Origin of the sequence: Streptomyces fumanus, assembly GCF_014655295.1 — a bacterium.
Classification (GTDB): domain Bacteria; phylum Actinomycetota; class Actinomycetes; order Streptomycetales; family Streptomycetaceae; genus Streptomyces; species Streptomyces fumanus.
Genome location: NZ_BNBI01000002.1, coordinates 387,362 through 399,966, shown reverse-complemented (window position 1 = coordinate 399,966; position 12,605 = coordinate 387,362). Strand labels below are relative to the sequence as shown.

The following is a 12,605-nucleotide window of genomic DNA, read 5'->3' as shown; positions in this document are numbered from 1 at the left end:
CCAGTGGCAGCGACCACCGACACCGATCACGAAGAGCACACCGCCGCGCCCGGCTCCGCGCCGCCGGACCGCCCGCGCCGCCGGGGCCGGATCGCCGCGGCCGTCAGCGTCCTCGGTGAGCTCCTCATCACCGCCGGCCTGGTGCTGGGCCTCTTCGTCGTCTACTCGCTGTGGTGGACGAACGTCGTCGCGGACCGCCACGCGGACCGGCGGGGGGACGAGGTGCGCGACACCTGGGCGCAGGACCCGCCCGGCCGGGCCGGGCCGGGGGCGCTGAACACCAAGGACGGCATCGGCTTCCTGCACGTGCCCGCCCTGTCCAAGGGCGAGATCCTCGTCGAGAAGGGCACCTCGATGAAGGTCCTCAACGACGGCGTCGCCGGCTACTACACCGACCCGGTCAAGGCGGAGCTGCCGATGACCGGCAAGAAGGGCAACTTCTCGCTGGCCGCGCACCGCGACGGGCACGGCGCCAAGTTCCACCGCATCGACAAGCTGAAGAAGGGTGACCCGATCGTCTTCGAGACGAAGGACACCTGGTACGTCTACAAGGTCTACGGCATCCTCCCGGAGACCTCGAAATACAACGTGGAGGTCCTCGGCGACATCCCCGAGGAGTCGGGGCGGAAGAAGCCCGGCCACTACATCACGCTGACGACCTGCACGCCCGTCTACACCAGCCGCTACCGGTACATCGTCTGGGGCGAGCTGGTCCGCACCGAGAAGGTCGACGCCGAGCGGACACCGCCGAAGGAGATCCGCTAGCGGCCCGCCGGGGACCGCGCGGCACGGCACACGGGAGAGCCCCGGACCCTTACGCCGAGGGGTCCGGGGCTCTCCCGTGTCGCGTGCGAGACGGGTCAGTCCTCGTCGCCGCCGGTCAGGCCGCCGAAGATGCCGCCGATGTTGCGGTTCCCGCCGTTGTTGCCGTTGCCGCCGCCCTGGGCGATGGCGATCAGGGTGACCTTGTCGCCCTTCTTGACCTCCTGGCCCTCGGACGGGCTGCTCGCGACCACCTTGGCGTTGTCGTCCTGGGCGCCCTGGATGCGCTCCAACTGGAGCCCGGCCTGGCCGAGGACCTGCTTGGCCTGGGCGACCGTCATGTCGGTCACCTTCGGCATCGCGAACTTCTGCTCCTCCTCGGCCGGCTTCTTGGCGATCTTCACGTCGACGGTGCTGCCGCGGTCGACGTCCGTGCCCGGGGCGAAGCTCTGCTCGAAGATCTTGCCCTCTTCCTGGGCGGTGGACTCCTCCGTCGACTGCGAGCCGAGCACCAGGCCCTTGGCCTGCAGGATCTGCTTGGCCTCGTCCGGGGTCTTGCCGGTCACGTCGGGCACGGTCACCTGGGCGGTCTGCCGGGCCACGGTGACGGTGACGGTGGAGCCCTTCTCCTTGGAGGTGCCGCCCTCGGGGTCCTGCGACAGGACCGTGTCCGGGGTGTCGGTGGACTCCTGGGTCTTCTTCTCGACCTCGAAGCCCTTGTCCTTCAGGGTCTTCTCGGCCTCCTCGTAGGTCAGGCCCTCGACGTCCGGGACCTCCACCTTGGGCGCCCCGGTGGACACCACCAGCTCGACGGTGGACTGCTTGTCGACCTCGGTGCCCTGCTCGGGCGTCTGATCGCAGATCTTGCCCTTGGGCTGGTCCTCGCAGGTGTCCTCGGAGAAGGTGACCTTCAGGTCCGAGTTGACCGCCTGCTTCTCGGCGTCCGCCTTGGTCAGGCCGACGAAGTTCGGCGCGGCGATGGTGCCGTTGCCGGTGCCGCCGTCCCCGCTGAACACCCACTTGCCGATCAGGATGGCGCCGACCAGAACCAGGATGCCGGCGAGCACCAGCAGCACCGTGGAGGTGCTGGACTTGCGCTGCGGCTGGCGGCGCCGGTCGGGCCGCTCGTCGTAGCCGCCGTCGTCCGGGTTCATCGGCGGCAGCATCGTGGTGGCGCCCGCGCCGGAGTCCGAGCGCAGGGCCGTCGTCGGCTGCTCGTCGGGGTAGCCGCCGTACCCGCCGTAGCCGACCGCGCCCATCGCGGCGGTCGCAGCGACCGGCTGGCCGTCCAGGCACGCCTCGATGTCGGCGCGCATCTCGTCGGCCGACTGGTAGCGGTAGTCGGGGTCCTTGACCAGCGCCTTCAGCACGATCGCGTCCATCTCGGGCGTGATCTCGGGGTCGAAGACGCTGGGCGCCTGCGGCTCCTCGCGGACGTGCTGGTAGGCGACCGCGACCGGGGAGTCGCCGACGAACGGCGGCCGGACGGTCAGCAGCTCGTACAGCAGGCAACCGGTGGAGTACAGGTCGGAGCGGGCGTCGACCTGCTCGCCCTTGGCCTGCTCCGGGGAGAGGTACTGGGCGGTGCCGATCACGGCCGCCGTCTGCGTCATCGTCATGCCGGAGTCGCCCATGGCCCGGGCGATGCCGAAGTCCATCACCTTGACCTGGCCGTTGCGCGTCAGCATGACGTTGGCCGGCTTGATGTCGCGGTGCACGATGCCGTTGCGGTGGGCGTACTCCAGGCCCTGGAGGATGCCGATGGTCATCTCCATGGCCCGCTCGGGCAGCAGCTTGCGGCCGCTGTGCAGCAGCTCACGCAGGGTGGAGCCGTCGACGTACTCCATCACGATGTACGGGATGGAGACCCCGTCGATGTAGTCCTCGCCCGTGTCGTAGACCGCCACGATCGCGGGATGGTTGAGCGAGGCGGCCGACTGGGCCTCCCGGCGGAACCGGGCCTGGAAGGACGGGTCGCGCGCGAGGTCCGCGCGGAGCGTCTTCACCGCCACCTGGCGCCCGAGCCGGGAGTCATGCGCGTGGTAAACCTCCGCCATGCCACCACGGCCGAGCACCGGGCCCAGCTCGTACCGGCCGCCGAGGCGACGCGGCTCTTCCATAGCTACCTACCAGCCCTCTCCGTCGGTCCCGACCGGCCTGCTTGTACGGTCGGAGGCTGCCGTCCGGCCTACCGTACCCGGCTCGCTTTGTGTGACTTGGCCAAGCCCGTCACCCGATACCGGACCGGTATCGCGACGTGCGCGGACGGGAAACGGACGTGAGCGGAGTCACTTGCCGTTCAGCCCGTGGTCACTTCTTGCTGTCCAGGACGGCCTGCATCACGTTCTTCGCGATCGGCGCGGCCAGACCGCCACCGGAGATGTCGCCCCGGTTGGCGTTCTCGTCCTCGATCACCACGGCGACGGCCACCGGCGAGCTGCCGTCGCTCTGCTTGGCGTAGGAGATGAACCAGGCGTACGGGTTCTCGCTGTTGTCGACACCGTGCTGGGCGGTACCGGTCTTGCCGCCCACGGTGACGCCGTTGATCTGTGCCCTGGTTCCCGTGCCCTCCTTGACGACCGTCTCCATCATCGACTGGAGGATCTGGGCGTTGTCCGCGGACAGCGGCTTGCTCATCTCCTCGGGGTCGGTCTTCTCGATGGTGTCCAGGTTCGGGGCCTGCAGCTCGTCCACCATGTACGGCTTCATCAGGGTGCCGTTGTTGGCGATCGCCGAGGTGACCATGGCCATCTGCAGCGGGGTCGCGGCGGTGTTGAACTGGCCGATGGAGGAGAGCGCGACCTGCGAGGGCTCCATGTCGTCGGAGAAGACCGAGGCGGCGGAGCGGACCGGGACGAACTGCTCCTCGGTGAAGCCGAACTTCTTCGCCATGTCCAGCATCTTGTCGTTGCCCAGGTCGGCGCCGATCTTGCCGAAGACGGTGTTGCAGGAGACCCGCAGCGCCTCGCGCAGGGTGGCGTTCTTGCAGGGCAGGTCGCCCTCGTTCTTCAGTACGGTGCTGGTCTCCGGCATGGTCCAGGGCAGCGGGGAGTCGGTCTTCTCGTCCGCGCTGTCGTACAGGCCGTTCTCCAGCGCCGCGGCGGCGGTGAGCACCTTGAACGTCGAACCGGGCGGGTAGACCTCGCGCAGCGCCCGGTTGAGCGTCGGGTCGTTCTTGTTGTTCTCCTTCAGCAGGCCCTTCCACGCCTTCGCGTCGGAGTCCCCGCTGCCCGCGATCGAGGAGGGGTCGTACGACGGGAAGGAGGCCAGCGCCAGGATCTTGCCGGTGGACGGCTCGATCGCGGCGACCGCGCCCTTGCCGCCCTGCGCCTTCAGACCGTCGTACGCGGCCTTCTGCGCGGCGGCGTTGAGGGTGGTGACGACGTTGCCGCCCTCCTTCTTCTTGCCCGTGATCATGTCGAGCGTGTTGCGGAAGAAGAGCCGGTCGTCGTTGCCGGTGAGGATGCCGTCGTCGATGGCCTCCAGTTGCGTGGCGCCGTACGCCTGGGAGACGTATCCGGTCACCGGCGCCCACATGGGGCCGTCCTTGTAGGTGCGCTTGTACTTGAAGTCGCCGTCGGTGGTGGCGTGGCCGGTGATCGCCTTGCCGTCGACGATGATGTCGCCGCGCGGGGTGGCGTACCGCTCGATGGCCACCCGGCGGTTGTTCTCGTCGTCCTTGAGGCTGTCGGCCTTGACGTACTGCAGCCAGTTGTCACGGATGAGCAGGGTGAGCACCAGCAGGCCGCAGAAGATCGCGATACGGCGCAGGGGCTTGTTCACGGTCGGACCACCTGGGTCATCTCGGCGTCGGGATTGGCCGCGGGCGCGGGCGCGGGCCGGCGGGCGGTGTCGCTGATCCGCAGCAGGATGCCGATCAGCGCCCAGTTGGCGATGACGGAGGAACCGCCGTACGCCAGGAACGGCATCGTCATACCGGTCAGCGGGATCAGGCCCATCACACCGCCGGCCACGACGAACACCTGGAGGGCGAAGGCGCCGGACAGGCCGATGGCGAGCAGCTTGCCGAACGGGTCGCGGGCGGCGAGGGCGGTGCGCACGCCGCGCTCCACGATCAACGCGTACAGCAGCAGGATCGCCATCACGCCGGCCAGGCCCAGCTCCTCGCCGAAGGTGGCGAGGATGAAGTCGGAGTTGGCGGCGAAGCCGATCAGGTCGGAGTTGCCCTGGCCGAGTCCGGTGCCCAGGGTGCCGCCGGAGCCGAACGCCCACAGGGCCTGCATCGACTGCTCGGTGTGGCCGACGACGCCCTGCCGGGAGAGCTTGAACTCGTTGGCCGGGTCGAGCCACGCCTGGACGCGCTGCTGCACGTGCGTCTCGAAGGAGGCGACACCGACCGCGCCGGCCGCGGACATCAGCAGGCCGAACACGATCCAACTGGTCCGCTCGGTGGCCACGTACAGCATGATCACGAACATGCCGAAGAACAGCAGCGAGGTGCCGAGGTCGGTCTCGAAGACCAGGATCAGGATGGACATCACCCAGACCACCAGGATCGGGCCCAGGTCCCGGCCGCGCGGGAGATACAGGCCCATGAACCGGCGGCTGGCCAGCGCCAGCGCGTCCCGCTTCACCATCAGGTAGCCCGCGAAGAACACCGCGAGCACGATCTTGGCGAACTCACCGGGCTGGATGGTGCCCAGACCGGGGATCTTGATCCAGATCCGGGCGCCGAAGACGTTCTGCCCGAGGCCCGGGACCAGCGGCAGGATCAGCAGCACCAGCGCGCCCGCCATGGAGATGTACGTGTAGCGCTGCAGGACGCGGTGGTCCTTGAGGAAGATCAGCACGGCCACGAACAGCGCCACGCCCAGCGCGGAGTACATCAACTGGCGGGGGGCGGCCTCGACGAACAAGCGGCTCGCCTGGAGCCGCTTGGACTGGTCCAGGCGCCAGATGACGACCAGCCCGATGCCGTTGAGCAGCGTGGCCAGCGGCAGCATCAGCGGGTCCGCGTAGGGCGCGAACTTGCGGACGACGAGATGGCCGACGCCCGCGATGAGGCCGAGTCCGAGACCGTAGCTCAGCAGGCCGGGCGGCACCGAGTCGTTGATGGCCAGGCCGACGTTGGCGTAGGCGAAGACCGGGATGACGACGGCGAACACCAGCAGCGCCAGCTCGGTGTTGCGCCGGCTGGGCGCTCCGATGGCGCCGATCGTGGACGTGTGGTGCGTCGGGGAAGTACTGCTCATCGTGTGACGGGGCCTCTCACGGCTTGCCTACTGCTTACCGCACAGCGAGACGACCTTCTGCTCTTCCTCCGAGAGGGTGGGGCCGGGGCTGGAGGTGGGTGCGGTCGTGGACGGGGACGGGGACTCGGACGCCTTGGGCGCGTCCGACGCGGTCGGCGTCGGTGTCACCTTGGACGGGAAGGAGGCGGGAGTGGTTCCCGTGGTCCTGCGGGCCTCGCCCTCGCCGGTCTTGGCGTTGCTCTCGTTCTGCTTCTGCGCGGCGCGCCGCTCGGCCTGCTTCTTGCAGGCGGACGCCTGCACCGCCAGCTCGTCGATCTTCGAGCGGGCGTCGCTCAGGTCGCCCTCGGCGATCGTCGCCTCCACCTGGTCCTGCTGGTAGGGCGGCAGGTACTTGAGTTCGATCTCCGGGTGGTCCTTCTCCACCTTCGAGAGCGACACCCAGGCCAGGTCCTGGCTGATGCCCCGGTAGAGGGCGACGTGGTCGTCCTTGGTGCCGACGTAGTACTGGGTCTGGGTCCAGCGCCAGCCGCCGTACAGGCCCCCGCCGACGACGGCGAGGGCCAGCACCGTGTAGAGGGACCGCTTCACCCACCGGCGGCCCTTGCGGGGCTTGGTGAAGTCGCCGTCGTCGTAGTCGCCGAAGCCGCCGGCCGGGATGTAGCCGGTGGTGTCGCCGCTGCCGGGCGGGCCGAACTCGCCGCCCCCGCCGCCCTGCCGGCCGAGCCCGGAGGCGCGTCCGGCGGGGGTCTGCATGATGCCGTTGTCGCCGATCTGGGACTGGTTCTCGGCGACGGCGCCGACCACGACCGGGGTGTCGGACAACTGGCCGGCCAGGGTGTCGCCGGTGTCCAGGTCGAGGACGTCGGCGACGATGACGGTGATGTTGTCGGGGCCGCCGCCGCGCAGGGCGAGCTGGATCAGCTCCTGCACGGTCTCCTGGGGGCCCTGGTAGCTGGCGAGGGTGTCCTCCAGCGTCTGGTGGGAGACCACGCCGGAGAGCCCGTCGGAGCAGATCAAGTAGCGGTCGCCGGCCCGGACCTCACGGATCGACAGGTCGGGCTCGACATGGTCGCCGCTGCCCAGCGCCCGCATCAGCAGGGAGCGCTGGGGGTGGGTGCCGGCCTCCTCCTCGGTGATCCGGCCCTCGTCGACCAGGCGCTGCACCCAGGTGTGGTCCTGGGTGATCTGCGTCAGCACACCGTCCCGCAGCAGATACGCGCGGGAGTCGCCGACGTGCACCATGCCGAGCCGCTGGCCGGTCCAGAGCAGCGCGGTCAGGGTGGTCCCCATGCCCTCCAGGCTGGGGTCCTCCTCGACCATCTGCCGCAACTGGTCGTTGGCCCGCTGCACGGCGGTGCCGAGCGAGGTGAGGATGTCGGAGCCGGGCACGTCGTCGTCGAGGGCGACGATGGTGGAGATGACCTCCGAGGAGGCGACCTCGCCGGCCGCCTGGCCGCCCATGCCGTCGGCGATGGCGAGCAGCCGGGGGCCGGCGTAACCGGAGTCCTCGTTGCCCTCCCGGATCATGCCCTTGTGCGATCCGGCGGCGAAGCGCAGTGACAGACTCATGCGCACCTCGCCCGTCGGCTGCTCCGGGTACAGCCGGTCGTGTCGAGCCACACTGCCCACCCTCCGGTCGGGAGCGCGCCGGTGGACGGGGTGCCGGCCGCCGCTGCGTGCTCGCTCCGCTCGCGCTCATTCATGACGTAGCACTACTTCCGCAGCTCGATGACGGTCTTGCCGATGCGGATCGGCGCACCCAGCGGAATCGGTGTGGGAGTCGTCAACCGGGACCGGTCCAGATACGTGCCGTTGGTGGAGCCCAGGTCCTCGACGATCCACTGGCCGCCCTGGTCCGGATAGATCCTGGCATGGCGGCTGGAGGCGTAGTCGTCGTCCAGCACGATCGTCGAGTCGTGTGCCCGGCCGAGCGTGATGGTCTGGCCCTGGAGGGCCACGGTGGTGCCCGTGAGGGTGCCCTCGGTCACCACCAGCTTGGTGGGGGCGTTGCGGCGGCCGCGGCCGCCGCTGGACTGCTGGCGCTGCGGTGGCGGCGCCTGTCGTGCGGCGGCCTGCTGCTGGGCCCGGCCGTCGGCCCGGCGCGACCCGCGCTGGGTGACCCGCGTACCGAACAGGTCGCTGCGGATGACCTGCACGGCCACGATCACGAACAGCCACAGTACGGCCAGGAAACCCAGCCGCATGACCGTGAGGGTCAGCTCTGACATTGCCCCCGGATCACCCTTCGGCTTGCCTATAGATAACGGTGGTGCTGCCCACGACGATCCGCGAGCCGTCGCGGAGCGTAGCGCGGGTGGTGTGCTGCCCGTCCACCACGATGCCGTTGGTGGACCCGAGATCCTGGATCGTCGAGGGCGTTCCGGTCCGGATCTCGCAGTGCCGTCGGCTCACGCCGGGGTCGTCGATCCGCACGTCGGCTTCGGTGCTGCGGCCCAGCACCAGCGTCGGGCGGGAGATCTGATGGCGGGTGCCGTTGATCTCGATCCAGTGGCGGGTGCGTCCGCCGGGCGCCGCCGTCGGGGCGGGCGCGGCCGGCGGCCGGTGTCCGCCCGCGGCGGGCGGATAGCCGTACCCGCCGGGCCGGGCGCCGGGCGGCGGCGCGGCCGGCATCGGCGGCACGGTGGCCGGTTCGGCGGCGGGCGGGTAGCCGTAGCCGCCGGGGCGGCCGGCCGCCGGCGGGGCGGCGGGCGCGGGCCCGCCGGGCTGCTGCGAGCTGGAGGAGGCGAGGGTGCGGCTGCGGACCCGGTACAGACCGGTGTCCAAGTCGTCCGCCTTCTCCAGGTTGACCTTGATCGGTCCCATGAAGGTGTAGCGCTGCTGCTTGGCGTAGTCGCGCACCATGCCGGCCAGCTCGTCGCCGAGCTGCCCGGAGTAGGGGCTGAGCCGCTCGAAGTCCGGGGCGCTCAGCTCCACGATGAAGTCATTGGGGACGACGGTCCGGTCGCGGTTCCAGATGGTCGCGTTGTTGTCGCACTCGCGCTGAAGCGCGCCCGCGATCTCCACGGGCTGTACCTCGGACTTGAAGACCTTCGCGAAGGTGCCGTTGACCAGACCTTCGAGACGCTGCTCGAACTTCTTCAGGACTCCCATGGGGCACCTCCTCCGTCGCTGCCGTCCTGTCCACCGCTTACCTGGTACTGCTTACTGATCGTATCCACGCGCCGGTCGATCGGCTGGTTCCCCCTGTCGGCCCGGTCGACGGGTGTCGACGCCCCTCTTACCCGTACTTCTGCCCAGGATCGTAGAGGCGCTCGCAGACCAGTGTCCCGCACCGGGCTGTGCGGCCCGCCCGGCTCCGGGTGAGACGGCCCGGACCGGTACGAGGTTGATACCTGGTCGGGCCGCCGTCGACACGTCGGCGACACGTCGGCCGGGCTCCGGCCGGGGGCCCGGCAACGGATGTGAACGCACCCGCTTCCGCGTGCTAATGTTCTGCATGTCGGAAGGCGCCGGGCCGAAAGGAACGGAGCCGGAGGACACACCCAATGCGCGGGTGGCGGAATAGGCAGACGCGCTGGATTCAGGTTCCAGTGCCCGAAAGGGCGTGGGGGTTCAACTCCCCCCTCGCGCACAGTACGGAAGCCCCGTAGGTCTCGGACCTACGGGGCTTCCGCTTTTCGCGTGCCCGCTCCCGGGGCCGTGTCGTGCCGTGCTGTGAGGAAGGTCTCAGGGTGGCCGGCGGTGGCGCGGGAGGTACCGTCGGGGCGCGTCGACGTGGGCGTACGGACGGGGGAGGGCGACGGGGATGGCCGGAGCGGGCGGACGGGCGGCGGACGCGGGCGAGGGGCGGATACCCGTCGTACCGGGATTCGCGCGGTGGCCGACGGACGGCTCGGCCAAGGCCGAGGGCAAGGCCCTGCGCCGGGGCGTCCCGCGCTCCGCGCACGCCGTCCTCGACCTGGACGCCGGCCGGCCCGGCGCGGTCCGCGCGGTCGAGGAGTCCGGACGCGGCCGGATCCCCGAGCTGGCCCCGCTGCGGGTCGGCCGGATGACCGCGAGCCCGTTCGCCTTCCTGCGCGGCACGGCCGGGCTCATGGCGTACGACCTGGCGCGCACCCCGGTGACCCGGATCGGGGCGCAGCTCTGCGGCGACGCTCACGCGGCCAACTTCGGCCTGTACGGGGACGCCCGCGGCGGCCTGGTCATCGACCTGAACGACTTCGACGAGACGGCGTACGGCCCCTGGGAGTGGGACGTCAAGCGGCTCGCCGCCTCCCTGGTGCTCGCGGGCCGGGAGGCCGGCGCCGACGAGGATGTGTGCCGCGCGGCGGCGCACGACGCGGCCGGCGCGTACCGGCGCACCATGCGGCTGCTGGCCAGACTCCCGGTGCTGGACGCGTGGAACGCCATCGCCGACGAGGAACTGGTCTCCCACACCGACGCCCACGACCTGCTGGGCACCCTGGAGCGGGTGGCGGCGAAGGCGCGGGCCAACACCAGCGGGCGGTTCGCGGCCCGGTCGACCGAGCCGGCCGAGGACGGCGGGCGGCGGTTCACGGACGCCCCGCCGGTGCTGCGCCGGGTGCCGGACGCGGAGGCCACGGCGGTGGCGGCGTCGCTCGCGGAGTACCTGACCACGCTCCCCGAGGACCGGTTGCCGCTGCTGGCCCGGTACGCGGTGCAGGACGTGGCGTTCCGGGTCGTCGGCACCGGCAGCGTCGGCACCCGGTCCTACGTGGTGCTGCTCCTCGACCACCGGGGCGAGCCGCTGGTGCTCCAGGTGAAGGAGGCCCGGCCCTCGGCGCTGCTGCCGCATCTGGCCACCGCCGGTTTCGAGACGCCCGGCGCGATGCACGAGGGGCGCCGGGTGGTGCTGGGGCAGAAGCGGATGCAGGTGGTCAGCGACATCTTGCTGGGCTGGACCACCGTCGACGGACGGCCCTACCAGGTACGGCAGTTCCGCAACCGCAAGGGCAGCGTCGACCCGACCGCGCTGGCCGCCGACCAGATCGACGACTACGCCCGGATGACCGGCGCCCTGCTGGCCCGCGCCCACGCGCACAGCGCCGACCCGCGGCGGGTGGCCGGGTACTGCGGCAAGAGCGAGGAACTGGACGAGGCGGTGGCCGCGTTCGCCGTCGCGTACGCCGACCGGACCGAGGCGGACCACGCGGAGCTGGTGGCGGCGGTGCGGGCGGGACGGGTACCGGCCGAGATCGGGTGAAGGGAAGGCCCTGAGGGGTCGTCTGACACGTCCCGTCGTCGTCGGAAGGGCGGTCGTGCGGTGAGCGGGCGTGCGCGGTGCCGGGGAGCCGGCCGGGGACGGTCCGGCAGGCCCTAGGCTGGGCGTGTGACGACCCCGGAAGCTGAGACGGACGGTGCCGCGCGGCCGGAGGACCGGCTGGAGCGGGCCGTGCGCACCGCCGAGCAGGCGCTGATCGAGTTCGAGATCGCGGTGGAGACCTTCCGTGTGGAGGTCGAGAACTTCTCCCGGCTGCACCACCAGCGGCTCGGCCCGGTCTACGCCCGCCTGGAGGAGCTGGACGCCCGGATCCTGGAGGCGAAGGCCGCGCGCAGCGGCGACCCCGAGGACCGCCGGCGGGCCGAGGAGGCGCGGGCCCGGCTGCTGCCGCTGCCCGGCGTGGAGGAACTCCTGCACGGCTGGATGGACGGGGACGGCCTGTTCCCGGAGGCGTCGGCGATGCTCACCGGGCAGGCGGTCCGGCCCCCGCAGCGGGTACGGCCCGGCGAGGAGGCCCGCAAGCTCTACCGCGAGCTGGTCCGCGAGGCCCACCCCGACCTCGCGCGGGAGGAGGACGAGCGGGTGCGCCGCGAGGAGTTCCTCACCCGGGTCAACGCCGCCTACGCCCGCGGCGACGCCGGTGAGCTGCGCGAACTGGCCGAGGAGTGGGCCGCGGGACCCCGCGCTCGGACCGGCCCGAGCCGCGCCGAGGAGCTGTACGCCCGCCTGGAGTGGCTGGCCGCGCGCAAGGACCTGCTCACCGAGGTCGCCCGGGAGCTGGAGGAGAGCGCGATCGGCGGGATGCTGCGGCTCGCCCCGGACGACCCCGACCGGCTGCTCGACGAGATCGCCGAGCGGCTGGCGGCGCAGGTCGGCGAGCGCGAGGCGGAGCTGGCGGAACTGCTGGGGTAGGCCGGCGAGCCGGCGTGTGCGTGTGCGGCGGGATTGGCGGAACCGCTGGGGCGGGCGGCACCGGGCGGGGTTCCGGTAGCGTCGGGGGCATGAGTTTCGGAGCTGGTGTGCCCACGGTCGAGGTCACGGACCTCAAGGACGACGACTTCCTGCTGGACGTCCGGGAGGACGACGAGTGGGCGGCGGGGCACGCCGAGGGCGCCCTGCACATCCCGATCAGCGAGTTCGTGGCCCGGTACGGCGAGCTGACCGAGGCCGCGCCGCAGGACGGGCGGGTGCACGTCATCTGCCGCTCCGGCGGACGCTCGGCGCAGGTCACCATGTACCTGGTCCAGCAGGGCGTCGACGCGGTCAACGTGGACGGCGGGATGCAGGTGTGGGCCGCCGCCGGCAAGCCCGTCGTCACCGACTCCGGCGAGCCGGGACACGTGCTCTAGCCGCGCCCCCGGTCAGGTTTTCCACAGCCCGTGCCCGCCCCCGGCGAGGGCCGTAAGGTGTCCCCCGTTCGAGTCCCG

At 71.2% G+C, this 12,605-nt stretch carries 10 protein-coding genes and 1 tRNA gene; 5 read left to right on the top strand and 6 right to left on the bottom strand.

Going from position 1 to position 12,605, the window contains the following annotated elements; translation table 11 throughout:
* The first annotated feature begins 3 nt into the window (after positions 1–3).
* Positions 4–765 (top strand): class E sortase, encoded by a 762-nt coding sequence (locus IE316_RS06015; RefSeq protein WP_190203069.1) that lies wholly within the window; start codon positions 4–6, stop codon positions 763–765.
* Positions 766–860: 95 nt separating this feature from the next.
* On the opposite strand, the gene pknB is transcribed toward IE316_RS06015, so the two are convergent.
* From pknB to IE316_RS05985, 6 genes are all read right to left on the bottom strand, one after another.
* Positions 861–2,882 carry a Stk1 family PASTA domain-containing Ser/Thr kinase gene (gene pknB, locus IE316_RS06010; RefSeq protein WP_190203068.1) on the bottom strand — a complete coding sequence of 674 codons (2,022 nt, stop codon included), beginning with the start codon at positions 2,880–2,882 and terminating at the stop codon, positions 861–863.
* A 190-nt stretch (positions 2,883–3,072) separates the two neighbouring features.
* Positions 3,073–4,545: a peptidoglycan D,D-transpeptidase FtsI family protein gene (locus IE316_RS06005; protein ID WP_190203067.1), complete on the bottom strand. Its 1,473-nt coding sequence runs from the start codon at positions 4,543–4,545 to the stop codon at positions 3,073–3,075.
* The gene (locus tag IE316_RS06000) at positions 4,542–5,975 is read right to left on the bottom strand and encodes an FtsW/RodA/SpoVE family cell cycle protein (RefSeq protein WP_190203066.1); all 1,434 of its coding nucleotides are present in this window, start codon (positions 5,973–5,975) and stop codon (positions 4,542–4,544) included. The genes IE316_RS06005 and IE316_RS06000 overlap by 4 nt, the downstream gene beginning before the upstream one ends.
* A gap of 27 nt (positions 5,976–6,002) precedes the next feature.
* Positions 6,003–7,544, bottom strand: a complete 1,542-nt coding sequence (locus tag IE316_RS05995) for a Stp1/IreP family PP2C-type Ser/Thr phosphatase (protein ID WP_190203294.1) — start codon at positions 7,542–7,544, stop codon at positions 6,003–6,005.
* 143 nt (positions 7,545–7,687) lie between these two features.
* Entirely contained in the window at positions 7,688–8,203 is a 516-nt protein-coding gene (locus tag IE316_RS05990; protein WP_190203065.1) for an FHA domain-containing protein FhaB/FipA, read from the bottom strand.
* Positions 8,204–8,213: 10 nt separating this feature from the next.
* Complete coding sequence (locus tag IE316_RS05985) at positions 8,214–9,086, bottom strand: FHA domain-containing protein (RefSeq protein WP_190203064.1); 873 nt, start codon at positions 9,084–9,086, stop codon at positions 8,214–8,216.
* A gap of 397 nt (positions 9,087–9,483) precedes the next feature.
* Between IE316_RS05985 and IE316_RS05980 the strand changes: the two genes are divergently transcribed.
* The 4 genes from IE316_RS05980 (at position 9,484) to IE316_RS05965 (ending at position 12,527) form a co-directional block, all read left to right on the top strand.
* A tRNA-Leu gene (locus IE316_RS05980) sits at positions 9,484–9,567 on the top strand.
* Between the two features lie 174 nt (positions 9,568–9,741).
* Positions 9,742–11,160: a DUF2252 domain-containing protein gene (locus tag IE316_RS05975; RefSeq protein ID WP_190203063.1), complete on the top strand. Its 1,419-nt coding sequence runs from the start codon at positions 9,742–9,744 to the stop codon at positions 11,158–11,160.
* A 126-nt stretch (positions 11,161–11,286) separates the two neighbouring features.
* Complete coding sequence (locus tag IE316_RS05970; protein WP_190203062.1) at positions 11,287–12,090, top strand: hypothetical protein; 804 nt, start codon at positions 11,287–11,289, stop codon at positions 12,088–12,090.
* A 107-nt stretch (positions 12,091–12,197) separates the two neighbouring features.
* Positions 12,198–12,527: a rhodanese-like domain-containing protein gene (locus IE316_RS05965; RefSeq protein WP_190203293.1), complete on the top strand. Its 330-nt coding sequence runs from the start codon at positions 12,198–12,200 to the stop codon at positions 12,525–12,527.
* The last annotated feature ends 78 nt before the right edge of the window (positions 12,528–12,605 follow it).